At 52.2% G+C, this 15,566-nt stretch carries 16 protein-coding genes; 12 read left to right on the top strand and 4 right to left on the bottom strand.

Annotated elements, in window-relative coordinates:
- The first annotated feature begins 132 nt into the window (after window positions 1-132).
- The 5 genes from B2067_RS06940 (at window position 133) to B2067_RS06920 (ending at window position 5,710) form a co-directional block, all read left to right on the top strand.
- Window positions 133-378: an exodeoxyribonuclease VII small subunit gene (locus B2067_RS06940; protein ID WP_076517868.1), complete on the top strand. Its 246-nt coding sequence runs from the start codon at window positions 133-135 to the stop codon at window positions 376-378.
- On the top strand, window positions 375-1,250 hold the full coding sequence (gene ispA / locus B2067_RS06935; protein ID WP_301387902.1) for a (2E,6E)-farnesyl diphosphate synthase: 876 nt from the start codon (window positions 375-377) through the stop codon (window positions 1,248-1,250). Before B2067_RS06940 ends, ispA begins: the two co-directional genes overlap by 4 nt.
- Before the next feature lie 149 nt (window positions 1,251-1,399).
- Window positions 1,400-3,271: a 1-deoxy-D-xylulose-5-phosphate synthase gene (gene dxs / locus B2067_RS06930; protein ID WP_301387901.1), complete on the top strand. Its 1,872-nt coding sequence runs from the start codon at window positions 1,400-1,402 to the stop codon at window positions 3,269-3,271.
- 119 nt (window positions 3,272-3,390) lie between these two features.
- Window positions 3,391-4,389, top strand: coding sequence for a sensor histidine kinase (locus B2067_RS06925; RefSeq protein ID WP_068440558.1), 999 nt, complete (start codon window positions 3,391-3,393; stop codon window positions 4,387-4,389).
- Entirely contained in the window at window positions 4,379-5,710 is a 1,332-nt protein-coding gene (locus B2067_RS06920; protein ID WP_068440555.1) for an HD domain-containing phosphohydrolase, read from the top strand. The genes B2067_RS06925 and B2067_RS06920 overlap by 11 nt, the downstream gene beginning before the upstream one ends.
- A gap of 16 nt (window positions 5,711-5,726) precedes the next feature.
- Here B2067_RS06920 and ribA read toward each other — a convergent pair whose 3' ends face one another.
- Window positions 5,727-6,341, bottom strand: coding sequence for a GTP cyclohydrolase II (gene ribA, locus B2067_RS06915; protein WP_068440551.1), 615 nt, complete (start codon window positions 6,339-6,341; stop codon window positions 5,727-5,729).
- A gap of 177 nt (window positions 6,342-6,518) precedes the next feature.
- Between ribA and B2067_RS06910 the strand changes: the two genes are divergently transcribed.
- From B2067_RS06910 to B2067_RS06890, 5 genes are all read left to right on the top strand, one after another.
- Complete coding sequence (locus tag B2067_RS06910; protein ID WP_301387900.1) at window positions 6,519-8,564, top strand: hypothetical protein; 2,046 nt, start codon at window positions 6,519-6,521, stop codon at window positions 8,562-8,564.
- Window positions 8,557-9,381 carry a mechanosensitive ion channel family protein gene (locus B2067_RS06905; RefSeq protein WP_297533107.1) on the top strand — a complete coding sequence of 275 codons (825 nt, stop codon included), beginning with the start codon at window positions 8,557-8,559 and terminating at the stop codon, window positions 9,379-9,381. Before B2067_RS06910 ends, B2067_RS06905 begins: the two co-directional genes overlap by 8 nt.
- Window positions 9,381-10,058: a zinc metallopeptidase gene (locus tag B2067_RS06900; protein WP_301387899.1), complete on the top strand. Its 678-nt coding sequence runs from the start codon at window positions 9,381-9,383 to the stop codon at window positions 10,056-10,058. The genes B2067_RS06905 and B2067_RS06900 overlap by 1 nt, the downstream gene beginning before the upstream one ends.
- Window positions 10,059-10,133: 75 nt before the next feature.
- Entirely contained in the window at window positions 10,134-10,742 is a 609-nt protein-coding gene (locus B2067_RS06895; RefSeq protein ID WP_301387898.1) for a hypothetical protein, read from the top strand.
- Entirely contained in the window at window positions 10,739-11,611 is an 873-nt protein-coding gene (locus B2067_RS06890) for an ATP-grasp domain-containing protein (protein WP_301387897.1), read from the top strand. The genes B2067_RS06895 and B2067_RS06890 overlap by 4 nt, the downstream gene beginning before the upstream one ends.
- A gap of 13 nt (window positions 11,612-11,624) precedes the next feature.
- Here B2067_RS06890 and B2067_RS06885 read toward each other — a convergent pair whose 3' ends face one another.
- The 3 genes from B2067_RS06885 to B2067_RS06875 all read right to left on the bottom strand — a co-directional run bounded on the left by B2067_RS06885 (window position 11,625) and on the right by B2067_RS06875 (window position 13,927).
- Window positions 11,625-12,254 carry a hypothetical protein gene (locus B2067_RS06885; protein ID WP_301387895.1) on the bottom strand — a complete coding sequence of 210 codons (630 nt, stop codon included), beginning with the start codon at window positions 12,252-12,254 and terminating at the stop codon, window positions 11,625-11,627.
- Window positions 12,255-12,389: 135 nt separating this feature from the next.
- Window positions 12,390-12,875, bottom strand: coding sequence for a phosphatidylglycerophosphatase A family protein (locus tag B2067_RS06880; protein ID WP_068440532.1), 486 nt, complete (start codon window positions 12,873-12,875; stop codon window positions 12,390-12,392).
- Window positions 12,876-12,964: 89 nt separating this feature from the next.
- On the bottom strand, window positions 12,965-13,927 hold the full coding sequence (locus B2067_RS06875) for an integron integrase (RefSeq protein ID WP_301387893.1): 963 nt from the start codon (window positions 13,925-13,927) through the stop codon (window positions 12,965-12,967).
- Between the two features lie 356 nt (window positions 13,928-14,283).
- Between B2067_RS06875 and B2067_RS06870 the strand changes: the two genes are divergently transcribed.
- Window positions 14,284-14,529 carry a hypothetical protein gene (locus tag B2067_RS06870; protein WP_301387892.1) on the top strand — a complete coding sequence of 82 codons (246 nt, stop codon included), beginning with the start codon at window positions 14,284-14,286 and terminating at the stop codon, window positions 14,527-14,529.
- A 119-nt stretch (window positions 14,530-14,648) separates the two neighbouring features.
- Window positions 14,649-15,455, top strand: coding sequence for an AadA family aminoglycoside 3''-O-nucleotidyltransferase (locus B2067_RS06865; protein WP_301387891.1), 807 nt, complete (start codon window positions 14,649-14,651; stop codon window positions 15,453-15,455).
- Window positions 15,456-15,566 lie beyond the last annotated feature (111 nt).

The following is a 15,566-nucleotide window of genomic DNA, read 5'->3' as shown; positions in this document are numbered from 1 at the left end:
TCCATACTGAGGTAGCTTCTGTAACAGAGTTTAGACGCTTCCTGCGGTTCTTCCTGTCATCTGACAAAAAAAGCCTGTGTTGACCCGCTCATGCCTTGGGTTTAGTGTTCGAGCCTTACGACAGGAGTAACTATGTCTGATAAATCCTCTTCCTTCGGTTTCGAGTCAGCCTTATCGGAACTCGAAGCTCTGGTCACCCGCATGGAAAGTGGCGAATTGACCCTTGAAGACAGCCTGGAAGCATTTGAAAAAGGCATCGGCCTCACTCGTCAGTGCCAGCAGGCTCTGGCGGCAGCAGAGCAGCGTGTGCAGCTACTGATGGAACGGAATGGCCAGAGTGACGCTCAGCCCTTTCAGAGCGGAGACGCCAGCGAATGAATTTGCAACCTTTGCAGGCCAGAGTCGCTGAGCTGGCAGAAGCCAGACTTGCAGAGCTTGGAATTGCAGATCAGCGTCTCGCAGACGCAATGCACTATGGCCTGATGAATGGTGGTAAGCGCCTGCGGCCTTATCTTGTGTACGCGACCATGGATGCTCTTAATGCCGAGCATGCAGCGGCAGATTGCGCCGCCGTCGCGCTTGAAATGATTCATAGCTACAGCCTGGTTCATGATGACCTGCCTGCGATGGACGATGATGATCTGCGTCGCGGTAAGCCAACTTGCCATATAGCCTTTGATGAAGCGACGGCGATCCTTGCCGGAGACGCACTTCTCAATGGCGCCTACGAAGTATTAGCCTCTGCGAAAGAGTTGTCAGAAAAGCAGCGCCTGCAGCTGGTGCAGGTGCTCGGTCGTGCTGCTGGCAGCGCGGGTATGGTGGGCGGCCAGGCGATTGATATTAACAACGTCGGCAAGTCGATGACCGTTGAACAGCTCGAACATATGCACTTGCATAAAACCGGAGCGCTGATCAGAGCGGCCGTGCAAATGGGCGCCATCTGTGCAGCTAAGAATACCGATACCTCAATCACCGAAGCCCTTGATAAATATGCGAAAGCCGTTGGCCTGGCCTTTCAGGTACAGGATGACATCCTCGATATCGAGGGCGATACCGCGGTATTGGGAAAACAGCAGGGCGCAGATGAGGCGTTGAAAAAACCAACGTATCCGTCACTGCTTGGGCTTGAAGGCGCCCGTACGCGTGCGAAAGTCCTTGTCGATGAAGCGATTCAGGCACTCGCAGGCTTGCCCGGTGATACCTCTACACTCGAGTCGCTGGCCCGCTACATTATCGAGCGCGATCACTGATACCTCTGTGACAGCGACAGAGCTCACCTGTTCGTATTGGCGGGCAGGGGAGTTTTAACTACTCATCTTGTCTCTCAGCCGGTAGAATGCATCCCTTTAGTTTTCCGGCGCTGCCGGTGCACTTTTTCTACCGGAAGCAGTTCCTTCAGATGTTTACAGAGATTCCCAAACACAGACCAGAGACGCCACTGCTGGATCAGATTGAATCCCCAGCGGACCTGCGCGAGCTGAGCCCTGCTCAGTTACAGCCTCTGTGTCGTGAGCTGCGTGAATATCTCATTTATAGCGTTGGACAGTCGGGCGGCCATTTTGGTGCCGGTCTGGGCGTTGTTGAACTGACGGTAGCTCTGCATCACGTTTTTGATACCCCAGACGATCGCATTGTCTGGGATGTGGGTCATCAGGCCTATCCGCACAAAATTCTGACAGGCCGGCGCGAGCAGTTGCCCAAGATCCGTTCTGCCGAAGGCCCGGCTGCGTTTCCTCTGCGTACCGAAAGTGAGTACGACACCTTTGGCGTTGGTCACTCCAGTACCTCGATCAGTGCGGCTTTGGGGATGGCGCTTGGTTTCCGTCAGCGTGGCCTACCGAACAAAAGCGTTGCCGTGATTGGTGACGGCGCCATGAGTGCCGGAATGGCCTTCGAGGCTCTCAACCATGCCGGGCACGAAAAAGCCGATATGCTGGTTATTCTTAACGACAATGACATGTCGATCTCGAATAACGTCGGTGCACTGAACAAATACTTCACCCGTATCTGGTCGAGCCAGACCTACTCCGCCATGCGTGAAGGCAGTAAGCGTGTTCTTGAGAATATTCCGGCCGCCTGGGAGTTCGCTAAGCGAACGGAAGAGCACATGAAAGGCATGGTGGCACCGGGTACTTTGTTCGAAGAGCTGGGCTTCAATTATTACGGTCCGGTCGATGGTCATGACCTGAACGAGCTGGTGGCAACACTCGCTAGTCTGAAGAAACTCAAAGGCCCGCGCTTCCTGCACATCGTCACTCAGAAAGGCAAAGGTTTTACCCCTGCGGAAGAAGAGCCGATTCGCTACCACGCGCTGAAGGCCCAGAAAGGCGGGCCGGCAAAGGCATCGAAACCGAGTTATTCCAACGTATTTGGTCGCTGGTTGTGTGATGTTGCAGCTCAGGACGAGCGCCTCGTGGGTATTACGCCAGCGATGCGTGAAGGTTCAGACCTCATTCGTTTCTCGCAGGAATTTCCCGACCGTTATTTCGACGTTGCCATTGCCGAGCAGCACGCTGTGACGCTGGCTGCGGGGATGGCCTGTGAACAGGTGAAGCCGGTCGTCGCTATCTATTCGACCTTCCTTCAGCGTGCATATGATCAGCTAATTCATGACGTTGCGCTCCAGGATCTCGATGTACTGTTCGCCATCGACCGCGCGGGGCTGGTCGGTGAAGACGGCCCAACGCACCACGGTGCATATGACCTTAGTTACCTTCGCTGTATTCCTAAGATGGTCATCATGACGCCGTCCGATGAAAATGAATGCCGACAGATGCTGAATACCGGTTATCTGCATGAAGGACCGGCAGCAGTTCGCTATCCGCGAGGTTCTGGCACAGGGGCTGTCATCGATGCGCCACTTGAAGTCTTGCCGATGGGTAAGGGTTTGGTTCGTCGCGCATCGCAAAGCAAAAAGGTCGCTATCCTGGCGTTTGGTGCTCCGTTAGCCGCTGCGCTGAAAGCAGCAGATGTCGTTGATGCTACCGTTGCTGATATGCGTTTTGTGAAGCCAATGGACGATGCTCTGGTGGCCGAACTGGCAGAAACGCACGACCTCTTAGTGACTGTTGAAGAGAACGCCCGAATGGGGGGCGCAGGTTCTGCTGTACTCGAGTCGCTGGCTCAACAGGGGCTCAAGTCGGTTGTTGAGGTGCTTGGTATTCCGGATACCTACATTGAGCACGATTCACCGACCCAGCAGCATGTCGTGGCCGGTATCGATGAGTCATCTATCCTGGCTGCTATTCGTCGCCACTTCCCTCAGGACTGATTATGATCAGGGTGTGCGCGCCCTAAGTGTCTGATTAGTCACTCATTATTTGCCCCTGTCGCCGAGCGCTTCACATAGAAGCTGCTTAACTGAATTAAGGTTCAGTTCCGGAGGGGCTCATGCCGCTGCGACGCCAGTTTACCGCTATTTCTGCACTGATTATCGTGACCTTGTGTGGCTACGCTGTTTCCGCATTGTTTGGTCCTTTATCTCCGATAGCGAGTGCGGCACTGGTGCTCTTCTCCGCGTTGGTTATCTGGCGAGTGTCTGCCTGGTGTCGCAAACGAGCCGAGGCGCGGATAGAAATTCAGGCCCTCTCGGCTGAGCGCCTTGCTACGTTAGGCGAGGCCGCGGCTGGTATCGGTCACGAAATCAACAATCCACTCGCCTACATCCACAGCAATCTGCATGGTCTGAATGAAGATATTGAGGCCTATAACGCTTTCATCAGTGTTCTTGATTCAGCTTCCGACCATCTTGAAATACGTAACCCGTTTTACCAGAAGGCATTGTCTGCCTATCACAATCTCGATGTTGCTGAGGTGTGTAAGGGCGCGCCGGAGCGCCTGAAAGATTGCCTTGAAGGCATCGCCCACATCGAACGTATCGTGGCTGACATGCAGACGCTGAGCCGTCGCGGTGACGCCAGTATGCAGGTTGCTGATATCAATACAGATCTGCAGGCGGTCTTTAACATTATTCGCAGCAGGCTACCTGCGAATGTAACTCTTGAGCTGGATCTGATTACCCCTCCGCTAATGTTATGCCACCCGTCGCGCTTCGCACAGGTGATCATGAATATGATGATTAATGCATTGCATGCTATTGGTGAAGAAACGGGTACCGTCAGTGTCCGTCAGTACCATCGCGGGGATATCTTCTATACTGAAATTTCAGACAGCGGGTGCGGAATGTCCCCGGAGGTGCAGGCCCATATATTTGAGCCATTTTTTACGACCCGTGCAGAAGGTAAAGGCACGGGCATCGGTCTGGCCTTGTGCTACAAATTAATAGAAGAGCATCAGGGGACTATCTCAGTAGATAGTCGCGAGGGTGAAGGCACCCGTTTCACTCTGGCGCTACCCGTTCGCAATGGAGAGAAAGACCATGTCAATTGAAACCACAGGCCGGGAGAAAAGTGGCCGGTTACTGCTGGTCGATGATGAGCAGGGGGTTCTGCAGGCGTTAAAGCGTCTGTTCTACCGTCATTACGATGTCGTGCTGGCAAATGGCGGTGAAGAAGCACTCAGCATTCTCGAAACTGATTCTTTCGATATGATTATTTCGGACATGCGTATGCCTGGTATGTCCGGCGCTGAGCTGCTGAAGTCCTGCTTTGAACAATATCCGGCCATGATCCGGGTTCTGCTTACCGGGTATTCTGATCTGGATTCAGCCATCAAGGCAGTGAATGAAGGGAATATTTACCGCTATATCTCGAAGCCCTGGGACAACGATCAGCTCAGGGATATGGTCGCCGAAGCACTTGAATCAAAAGAGCTGAAGTCAGCGAACCAACGTCTGAGCGCGCACATCGTCGAGCAGAATGACGAGCTGGCGCGTCTTAATCGCGAACTGCAGGCGAAATATGAAGCCTCTTCAGATGCGGTGGGTGAAGCGGAAGCAAAGCTGCAGGATGCTTATAAAACACTGCGCCACGAGTTTGATGCCATGGTGCATATTCTTGTGGGGAGCATGGAAGACCGCCTGGGAATGGAGAAAGGCTCCACCGAAAGATTCGCCGAACTGGTTCGTTCATTTGCGAAGAATGCGGGCCTCGATGAATCTCAGATTAATGACACCTATTACGCAGCACTTCTGAAAAATCTCGGCAAAATGTCTTTGTCAGACTCTGTGTTGATTAAAGCCATTCCGCAAATGAGCAATGCGGAGAAGCAGGAATACGCGCGCTTTACCATTAATGGTCAGACCTCGCTGATGCTGCTTGAGCCGCTGCAGAATGCCGCCAATATTATCCGCTCACACATGGAGCTTTATAACGGTAAGGGGTTTCCTGATCGACTGGCGGGGGACGCGATTCCTAAGTCATCACGGATTCTCCGCATCGTTTGCGACTACGCAGAGCTGCAGCGTGAAAGTAACTTCCTGGGCGAGCCCCTTTCCGAAAAAGATGCCCGTGTGTACCTGCTGAAGTTAGCCGGACAGCGCTATGACCGTGAGCTGGTGGATATCTTTGCAGAAACGCTGGAAACCTATGATGGCGGTGCGATTTCCAGCATGGAGCGCCTGAATATTGCGGATGTGAAAGAGGGGATGATCCTTGCGGGTAACCTGGTCAGCCCTGGAGGTGCGGTTCTGCTTTCCAGTGGCACTCAACTAACGGAGCGCCATGTGGCTAAACTTCAGGCACTGATGCGTCAGTTTGAAGGTCACGAGATTTTCGTGCATGTGAGGAAACCGCCGCAGGATGAAGAGTAACCTGCGGCGCAGATAGTTATGCTTCCGGCTCGTCGTCCTGATGAGTCGATAGGTAATGGCCGAGCTTGCTGGCTTTTGTGTTCAGATAGCCATTGTTGTGGGGGTTGCGACCAACTTCGATAGCAACGCGCTCTTCGATCGTGACACCGGCATCACCCAACGCCTTCACTTTACGCGGGTTGTTGGTCATCAAGCGGATGGAAGTGATACCCAGATGCTCCAACATTGGCTGGCACATGCCGTAATTTCGCATGTCGGCGCCAAAACCAAGCTGCTCGTTTGCTTCGACAGTGTCTGCACCCTGATCCTGAAGGTTGTAGGCTTTCACTTTGTTCAGAAGCCCGATACCACGACCTTCCTGTCTCAGGTACAGAACAACGCCACGTCCGGCCTCAGACACGGAGCGCAGGGCCTCTTCCAGTTGGTAACCACAGTCGCAGCGCATGCTGAAAAGCGCATCACCCGTCAGGCATTCGGAATGGGCGCGCAGCAGAACTGGCTCGCCGTCATCGAGCGTGCCCATGGTCAGCGCGATATGTTCTTTCCCTGTTTCTGCTTCCTCAAAACCATGCATGGTAAACACACCGAAAGGTGTTGGCAGCTTACATGAGGCGACGAAATTGATGTTCAAGGGGCTTACCCTCTGAGTAAAACAGGGCGCGTATTCTATCAGCAGGTGCTCTTATTGCCTAATCTATGAGCGGAACAGGATGTTTCTTTGCGTAACCCCGGTTGACGACAGGGCCGTAGTAGCCGCTAATAGGCGTCAGGTGGCGTTTCCTTTGCCTGCCTGTAATTCAGGAAGAGTATGACACTACATAAGACCACATTTTTTACCCTGTTGTTTGCGCCGTTAAGTGTGTGGGCTGCAGTCGATCGGACTGCAGTTGTATCTCTGCTGGAGCGTGAGTGGGGCGAGCTTCAGTCAGTGATAGCTGGCGTTCTGGGAGCCTGGACACTGTTACTACAAGGCATGCCGAGTGGTGAAGAAATCAGCATTATCGCACGGACGGGCCTCCCTCTCCTGCTACTACTGCCACTGCGATCGCTGTCGCGCTGGTTTGCTGCCTGGCTCACCGGATACCTCCGCGGGCTGCACAATCAACTGGTATCGGGCGACATAAAACACAAGGGGCTGCGCGCCCTGACCCGGTTTGTTACCAGTATCACGCCGTTGGTCCCCTGGTTGCTACTTCTCTGGGGAGCGATGATCGTCCCTGTATTCCCGTCATCAGAAGCAGGGCCGGGCGGTGCTTTGCCGCTGCTCTATGCTGTGTACGTTGTTTATGTGCTCGTAAATCTGTCTCTGGAGTGGTTTCTTCTCAGTGCCTGTCAGGGCGCCGGCAGCTACCTGAACAGTGAAACAACCGAGCTTCTGGAGCGACGCTCCCATTCGGTGACGTCGCTTTTACTGCTGCCTTGGGTAGTGATTACCTTGTCCGAATATCTGCTGCAAAGTACCGCAGTGAGCCATCTGATAGGCGCACTGGTCTGGCTGTTCAGCTGGTTGATGCTGAGCTATCTGCTGCATTTTTATCGCGAACCCCTGGTCACCAATCTCAAGCGACTGACACCTGAGCGTTTCGACCCGGTTATCGAGCCTCTGGCGGCGGGGCGCATAACCGTTTTCTTATTGCCTCTGCTGATTCCGCTAAACCTGGTGTTGTTCTTTCGTGCCTTCCTTGAGCAGTTGCTGGGTGAGTTTGCATGGTATCAGCGCCTGAGCGCACGCTGGTTCCGGATGCGGAATCAGCTGCAGGAAGACGCAGAAGAAGCCGAAGTCGCAGAGTGCACCGATGAGAACTATCTGCGCTGGTTCGAGAGCTACGGTGAGGCCGAGTATCCGATCATCAACACCGGACTGAGTGATGTCTTTCAGCGGTACTACAGTGCCTGGATTGCTGATCGCGGTGATGACAATGTCTTACTGATGACGGGCGAGCCGGGTATCGGCAAAAAATCGGCGGTGAAGCGCTTCTGCAAGGAAATTGCAGCTGGTAGCCAGGAAGTTCGCATTTCGATGCTGGATATCCCGGCGCGGACCCTGGATGCAAATACTCTGTTTGGGCTGGTGGGCGAGCAGATCGGCGTCGATCTCGCGGATGGCCCCGTCGCTTTGGCTAACGCCAATGAAGCACTTGAGCCGACTGTCCTGGTTCTTAACAACGCCGAGAACCTGTTCCTTGCTGATGTCGGGGCTCTCGATGCCTGGCAGGCACTGCTCAGCTTGACGAATGCCCGGGCAGGTAATCTGTTCTGGATGATTGTGATCAATAACCAGAGCTGGGCTTACCTTTGCAATGTATTTGGGCGTGATTATCAGATGCGTAATGTTGTTCGGGTGAAGCGCTGGACGCAGGCGGAAATCCGCTCTTTGATTTTATCGCGTAATCAGCAGAGCGGTTACCGGCTGCGGTATGACGATGTTTTAATGGATACGCGGGCGCCGGCTAATAACTCACTGCGTAATGCCGAACAGAGGCACTTCAGCCTGTTATGGGATGCAAGCCGAGGTGTTCCTGTCACTGCGCTGCGTTTGTGGCAGGAGTCCGTAACGACACGCCGGAACGAAGTGACGGTGCGTGTGCCTCGTATTCCTTCAGGCAGCCGGATTGAAAAATCTGGCTCAAATCAGTCGTTTATTCTGGCGGCCATCGTTATCCACGGTACGCTCAATACTGCTGAAATTATGCGGGTGACAAATCTCTCCGAGAACGTAGTCCGTTTCTCACTCAAGGCGACGTTGGAAGATGAAATCGTCGAAAAAGGAGAGGACGGGCGCTATCGGATAACTGCGCTCTGGTACCACACCGTTGTCAGTATTCTTAACAGGATGAATATGTTGCATGAATGATACCAGTGGTCTTGTTGATGGCCTGCTGAGTGTTGCAGGCATTTTTAACTTTTACGCTATTTTCCTGTTGTTTGCAGGGGGCGTTGCACTCTGGGCGTTAGCTAAAACACTGAATAATGTCAGTAACCGCCTGATGGAAAAAATCCCTGCGCGGCGATTTTTTATTCTTCAGATTTCGACGTTATTAAGTTTTGCTCTTTATATCTTCGGGACGGTCGGCTTATTAATTGGTGTGCTACAGCCCCCTAAGGAGCTGATATTTGCTGCGGCTGGCTCTGTCGCTGTTGCCTTGGGTTTTGCATTAAAAGATATCGCGGCCTCACTGGTTGCGGGTATTTTATTGTTGTTCGATCGCCCATTCAGGGTTGGTGACCGGGTTAGTTTTGGTGATACCTACGGTGAGATTGTATCCATCGGGCTACGTACAGTGCGTTTAGTCACGCTGGACGATAATCTGGTTACGATTCCTAATTCCCGCTTTATTACTGACGTCGTGTCGTCTGGTAACGCTGGCGAACTGGACATGATGGTGGTGACCGATTTTCATCTTGCGCTGGATGCCGATATTCCGTGGGCGCGTAAGCTTCTTGAAGAGGTCGTGGTCACGAGTCGCTACGCCTATCTCAAAAAGCCGGTTTCATTCGTTGTCGAAGAACTCGAAGTCGCTCATATGCTGGCAATCCGCCTGCGTGTTAAAGCGTATGTTCTTGATGTGCGCTACGAGAAAGCATTTCAGAGTGACATTGTGCTGCGTGGTACCCAGTTATTAAACGAGCATAAAATCGCTCGCCCGAAGATTTCATCAGAGAGGACGTGATGTTGTACCTGGTTCTCGTTTTGATTGTTCTGGCGATCATGTATCTGCCCGGTCTGTGGGTGAAATCCGTACTCAAAAAACACGGTCAGGAGCGTAGCGACTTTCCGGGCAATGGTGCAGATATGGCCAAGCACCTGCTCCAGAAACTCAACATTGATGACGTCAAAGTCGAGGTTACCGAACACGGTGATCATTACGACCCTCAGGACAGAGCGGTACGCCTGACCCAGGATAAGTTTGAAGGGCGTACACTGACCGGTGTTGTCGTGGCAGCTCACGAAGTAGGGCATGCGATTCAGCATCACAATAACGAGAGTTTGTTTACCCTACGCGGTGGCCTGGCCCGCTTGAGCTGGATTGTAAGCAAGGCTGCACCTCTGTTTCTGGCGGCAACGCCCCTGCTGATCTGGATTAACCCGGCGCTTTCCCGTTGGACACTCATCGCAGCGGTTGGCTCCATGCTTATTGGAGTGCTGGTAAACCTGGTGACCCTGCCCGTTGAATGGGATGCCAGTTTTGGTAAAGCACTGCCCATGCTCGAAGAGGGACAGTATCTAAGCTCTGCGGACATGGCCTCTGCGCGCCATATTCTGATGGCAGCAGCCATGACTTATGTTGCTGGTTCCCTTGCGAGCTTACTTAATCTGGGCGCACTTGCCCGGATACTCAGGCGTTAAACAGGCGCTTACGGACGTTGAAGCTTAAAGGTTCGGGCGGTAGTCTTACAGGTGTCTTTTATCTATGGTGGTTTTATGCAGTTGCTGCGAAACATATTGGTGGTCTCATTTGTTCTGTTCCTGGGTATCGGTGTTCAGGCTGAAGAGCTAAAGCCCGCGGACGTTGTTCCCGTCGTGAACGGCGAGGTTTACTCCCGAATTGCGCGCGTTGAAGGAGAAGAGGGGGTTACCTCTTTGCAGTACATCAGACCGAATGAAGACTTCAAGACCTGGACCAGCACGGTTATTTACGCCAATTATCGAATAGAAGAGATTGGTGATGATCCTCAGAAAGTAGCGGTCCGCCTTGTTGAAGGGCTGCAGGCTCTGAATCCCGGCGCAAAGTATCAGCTGGTGGGTGATGAGAACGGAAAGGTCGTACTTCTGGACTTCCTTTCATGGCCGCCGAATCGCCAGTATATGGAATTGAGCGTTTACCGTATTCAGAAAGACGAAGCAGGTGAAGGTGTATTTACGGTACAGATGTCAGTACGCATGCCTTTTTACACTGAGATGACAGATGAGCTTGCTACCGAACTGAAGACTTTACGTGGCTCCCTACTTCAGCAGACCATTCAGTTTGATATGAAAAAAGTAATCTCATTGCTGAAAAGTCAGCGCATGACTGCTGAAAACGGATCATGACACAGCGCCTCATCATCATTTCTGATGAGCCGGAAGAAGACCTGACTGAACAGTTAGTTGCGGCGGCTCATGCTCACGAGCTTAAGCCGATTATTATCGAGCCAGCGTTATTTGATCATGTTGAGCCTCCTGTACTTAATCATGGCGACCTCCTTTATCGGGTTGCCATTACTCACGAGTCTTGTGTGATAGAGCAGCAGCTTGTGCATCCGGGCGTAGCGACCTGCTACCGCGATGCTCTGGGGGCTTTTCTGATCTGGGATAACCAGACACTCTTCCTTGCTCGTAATGGCATCGAAACGCCCCGTACTTTCCATGCCATGACCACCGACCGCGAAGAACTTAAGCGCAGGGTTGAAGCGCTGGGTGGCCTTCCGGTAATTTTTAAAGTCCCGGGTAAATCATTGGGCGTTGGTGTCGTTCGTGTCGATAACTGGCCAACCTTTTATTCTGTTGCTGATGCGCTTGAAAGCGCACACGGCCAGTACGTTCACTTGATGGCATGCGTCGAACCGGCAGAACACTGGCGGATGCTTGTAGTAAATGGTGAAGTCGCTGCAGCCTATCAGAACATCCCTCAAGAGGGGGACTTCAGAACCTGCGTCGATGAAGACAAGAAAGAGTGCTTTACGACACCTCCTCCTGAGTCTGCGAAACAGCTGGCGATTGATGCCTGTGCGGTGCTGGGGCTGGAATTTGGTGGCGTTGATGTGCTGGTGCACACCTCAGGACGAGAATACGTTCTGGAAGTGAACTTTCCCTGCTACTTTGCTCATCCTAAGCACGCAATTGATCTGGATGTTGCCGACCACTTAGTTCGTCATCTGAAACAAAAAGGCCAGCGACTCAAAGAGCAGCTGGCCGGTTAAGCTCGGCAGTTTCTTACTGTACCGCTTTGCGCTTAGATTCCTGCTGAGCGCGTTTCGACTTTTTCTCCATGGCCGCTTCACGCTGCTGAGTTGCTTTGCTGCGTTTTTCAGCGGCTTGTTTAGTTGCCTGCTTTTTACGCTGCTCAACGACTTTCTGCTGGCCCGCTTTCTGATCCGGCTCCGACGCTTTGCGTTTCTCGACTACTTTATGCCGCTGCTCAGAAGCTTGCTTGCGGTGTTGCTCCTTTGGTCGCTTCAGTTCTGCGGCATGGGTGTCGACAGCTGGGTTTGTGCCCACAGAAATGTCTCTGTTCGCAAATACCTGAGGGGCGTTCATCAGTGCGGTCGCTCCTAAGGCACCCATCATCACCTTACTCATAGCTTCACGGCGACTCAGCAGTGCTGGGTGTGGCGTTGCAGAAGGTGGAGCCACTCGCTCAGAAAGTGCATTCTGATCGGCCAGACGATCAAGAGCCGTCCAGCATTCTTTAACAGAAATGCCAGCATCACCGGCCAGCGTTTCAATTGAGCGGCTGCCGTCTGCAAGGCGCCACACGGCGTAAGCCACCGGGTCGGCCTTTTTAAGAAAGTCTTGAGTGTCGTCGGCAACTGCCGAAGCAACAGGAAATACTGATTGTGTCATGGGAAGCTCCTCATACCCCAGAATACGTCGCCAAAGAACATACCACTAAATGACCTCAGGATTATGACTCTGCCTGCACAATCACCCGTTAGGGTGATCAGCGTGGTACAATAGTGCCCTGAAAATAGCTAGGCGTCAGAGCAGAGCAGCCGTTAACTGCACGACCACAAGGCCGAAAATACCGGCGATTACATCGTCGATCATAATGCCAAAGCCACCGTGGACTTTGGCATCGAGCCATTTGATGGGCCACGGTTTAATAATGTCAAAGAAGCGGAACAGAGCAAACGCATAAGCCAACCACAGCAAATCGGTGCCTAAACTGCCCGACATCGGCAGCCACAACAGCGTAATCCACACCCCGATCCACTCGTCCCAAACGATACCGCCAAAGTCATGTACCCCCATATCACGGGACGTGATTTCACATATCACCACACCAAAGGCGAAACCCGCGAGCAATACGCCGATATACGGTAAGGTCGGTACACCCTGCAATAAAAACCACCACACAGGCAAAGCGGCGAGAGTGCCCCAGGTACCCGGCGCCTTCTTAGCCAGACCAGAGCCCAGACCAAAGGCCAACAGGTGAATCGGGTTTTTCATATCAGGAGGTGTCATAACATACTCAGCACAGATCAAAACGTACCCGAGAGTATACCGGCAAAACGCCTATGTAGGAGCGCAACGCGAAGCTTGCGCGAAACATCTCAGCCCAGAAGATCCAACGGACTGGAGGTCCCGGCAAAGTGCTGCCCTATAACATGCGTATAGATTTGGGTCGTTGCTACATCGCTATGCCCCAACAACTCCTGAACTGTACGAATGTCACGGCCGCTGCGTAACAGCTCAGTAGCAAAGCTATGACGGAAGGTATGGCAGGATATTCGTTTTGACGTCAGCCCGGCACTGATGACTGCCTGCTTTAACGCTTTGCGAGGCACAGAGTCGTGCAAATGATGGCGGCAAAGTACTTTGGTATAGGGATGGCTGCATACAGTCGTAGATGGGAAAACGAACATCCATGCAGGTTGCAAATGCGCAGACGGATACTTCTTACCCAGTGCTCCAGGTAGTGAAGGGCCAACCCCACGTTTGTTATCTTCCTTCTGCAAAGCGATGGCTATTTCAAAAAACTCATGACAGGCAGGCTTTAAGCTTTGCGGAAGGATAGTTACCCGATCTTTAGCCCCCTTCCCATCGAATACCGTCAGGGTACCTCTTGAAAAGTCGAAATCTTTGATCCTCAACCGTAAACACTCAGTGATACGTAGCCCTGATCCAAACAGTAGAGAAAAAATTAAGCGGTCTCGCTCATTGCACACGTCGAGTAGTTTCCCCACTTCGGCTGAGGACAGCACAGTAGGCAGGTGCCGGGGGCGGGTAGCGAACGTGAAGCCAATATCCCCCAATGGCTGGTTAAGGTATTTGTTATAAAGGAAGGCCAAGGCATTCAAGGCAACCTTTTGAGTATTGATTGCGACGTCCCGGCGGTTAGCAAGAAAGCTGAGGAACATAACGACATGCTCAGGCCCAAGGGTTGATGGGTGTTGCAACCGACGGAAGCGGATATAGAACCTGATCCAATAGATATACGTATGTTCGGTACGAATACTGTACCCATGCAGCCGCATGAACTCGCGCACTTCTGTCAGAAATTTGCTCTTAGCCATCCTGACCTCCAAATGTAAAGGTATACTGGTTAAACATACAGTATGATTTGCGAATTTCAAGAAAATCTGGCACGCTCTATTTTCGTGCTTGCGCGTTTTGTCGGAGCGGGGTAACGTAAACTCCAATCGAATCAAAGACTTGCAAACTTGGTTTACAAGTTTATGTGCGCAGGGTTGCCGAAATAACAGGCGTGCGCGTTTTTCTTGATGGGAGATTTGAGTTATGGAAGATTCTTCATTATTTTCAATAAGTTACCAAGGGAAGCTCGAAAGAGTATCCCAGGATAAACGCGCACGCACACTAATAAGCTGTTAGGTGTTGTTCATACCGCATGTAGCGATTTATGGAGACAAGAATGAGAGTTTTATCAATAGTTATTTTAACCTTCCTATTACAGGGATGCTTTGGTACCGAATATGAGCTTAAAAAATACTACAAAGATCCTAATTCTCCTGCCGCCAAAATGATGGGTGGCACCTACGCTGGCGTCGTGGAAACCTTTAACTCCATGGAGGCATGTTTGCAAATGAAAGAGCAAGTAGAACGCGACGATAGAAATATTGGCTATACAAACTCAAGATTTGTATGCGATGAAAAATAAGCACCTAACAAGGCGGTCAATCTGACGGCTTTTCCGTTGCTTGTCTTATGCGCTTAATCGCTACGCTAGCACAACACCAACCAACTACAAAGCCGCAGCTTACCGCGGCGTTAGACATCATGACTGACTCAGTACCAACCGAAATTTCTCCGCAACTGTCACAGACACTTGACGTCATTAAGCGTCATTTGGCATCGACGTTATTGGCCGTACATTTGTATGGTTCGGCGCTGGATGGTGGTCTGAGGCCATACAGCGACGTTGATCTACTGGTTACGGTGACTGCACGGCTCGATGAAGCTGTGCGGCGGGCTCTGATGGTCGAACTGCTAGAGGTCTCGGCACCACCCGGGCAAAGTGAAGCTTTTCGCGCACTGGAGATTACCGTTGTCGTACACGATGACATTGTGCCTTGGCTTTATCCAGCTAGGCGAGAGCTGCAATTTGGAGAATGGCTGCGCAGAGACCTTCTTGCAGGCATCATCGAACCAGCCGGCATTGATGCTGATCTGGCGATCTTACTAACGAAAGTGAGGCAACACAGCATCGCCTTGGTAGGTCCATCGGCGGAGCAGATTTTTGATCCGGTTCCTAAAGGTGATTTTCTGAAGGTGCTGGCCGACACTTTGAAGCTGTGGAACTCGCCCCCGGACTGGGCAGAGGATGAGCGAAATGTAATGCTCACACTCGCTCGCATTTGGTACAGCGCATCAACAGGCAAGATCGTACCGAAGGATGTCGCTGCCGATTGGGCGATGGTGCGTTTGCCGGTCGATCTTCAACCCGTAATGGTGGAGGCTAGGGAGGCTTACCTTGGATGTGGCGAGGATCGTTTAGTCTCACGCGGGGATCAGCTGACAACGTTCGTTCAATACGTGAAGAACGAAGCCTCTCAATTACTCAATGTCAGAACCAACAGTGTCTAACAAAGCGCTGCTGTCGGACAAATGATCTTGCCCCGATAAAACGGACACCAAAGTCAAACTGACGAGGTGTCCAATGCCAAAATATACTCAGCCAAGAAAGACCTGGCAGTA

Origin of the sequence: Thalassolituus sp. UBA2590 (genome assembly GCF_002339775.1) — a bacterium.
Classification (GTDB): Bacteria; Pseudomonadota; Gammaproteobacteria; order Pseudomonadales; family Oceanobacteraceae; genus Thalassolituus.
The sequence above is the reverse complement of the archived record's forward strand: the minus strand, read 5'-3'. Positions and strand labels throughout refer to the sequence as shown.

What these genes read in the sequence shown, in the direction of transcription:
- B2067_RS06885 (WP_301387895.1), bottom strand. Translation starts at nt 12,254, where the DNA reads ATGACACAATCAGTATTTCCTGTTGCTTCGGCAGTTGCCGACGACACT.
- B2067_RS06895 (WP_301387898.1), top strand. Translation starts at nt 10,134, where the DNA reads ATGCAGTTGCTGCGAAACATATTGGTGGTCTCATTTGTTCTGTTCCTG.
- B2067_RS06905 (WP_297533107.1), top strand. Translation starts at nt 8,557, where the DNA reads ATGAATGATACCAGTGGTCTTGTTGATGGCCTGCTGAGTGTTGCAGGC.
- B2067_RS06880 (WP_068440532.1), bottom strand. Translation starts at nt 12,875, where the DNA reads ATGACACCTCCTGATATGAAAAACCCGATTCACCTGTTGGCCTTTGGT.
- B2067_RS06865 (WP_301387891.1), top strand. Translation starts at nt 14,649, where the DNA reads ATGACTGACTCAGTACCAACCGAAATTTCTCCGCAACTGTCACAGACA.
- B2067_RS06870 (WP_301387892.1), top strand. Translation starts at nt 14,284, where the DNA reads ATGAGAGTTTTATCAATAGTTATTTTAACCTTCCTATTACAGGGATGC.
- B2067_RS06900 (WP_301387899.1), top strand. Translation starts at nt 9,381, where the DNA reads ATGTTGTACCTGGTTCTCGTTTTGATTGTTCTGGCGATCATGTATCTG.
- dxs (WP_301387901.1), top strand. Translation starts at nt 1,400, where the DNA reads ATGTTTACAGAGATTCCCAAACACAGACCAGAGACGCCACTGCTGGAT.
- B2067_RS06910 (WP_301387900.1), top strand. Translation starts at nt 6,519, where the DNA reads ATGACACTACATAAGACCACATTTTTTACCCTGTTGTTTGCGCCGTTA.
- ispA (WP_301387902.1), top strand. Translation starts at nt 375, where the DNA reads ATGAATTTGCAACCTTTGCAGGCCAGAGTCGCTGAGCTGGCAGAAGCC.
- B2067_RS06940 (WP_076517868.1), top strand. Translation starts at nt 133, where the DNA reads ATGTCTGATAAATCCTCTTCCTTCGGTTTCGAGTCAGCCTTATCGGAA.
- B2067_RS06920 (WP_068440555.1), top strand. Translation starts at nt 4,379, where the DNA reads ATGTCAATTGAAACCACAGGCCGGGAGAAAAGTGGCCGGTTACTGCTG.
- B2067_RS06875 (WP_301387893.1), bottom strand. Translation starts at nt 13,927, where the DNA reads ATGGCTAAGAGCAAATTTCTGACAGAAGTGCGCGAGTTCATGCGGCTG.
- B2067_RS06925 (WP_068440558.1), top strand. Translation starts at nt 3,391, where the DNA reads ATGCCGCTGCGACGCCAGTTTACCGCTATTTCTGCACTGATTATCGTG.
- B2067_RS06890 (WP_301387897.1), top strand. Translation starts at nt 10,739, where the DNA reads ATGACACAGCGCCTCATCATCATTTCTGATGAGCCGGAAGAAGACCTG.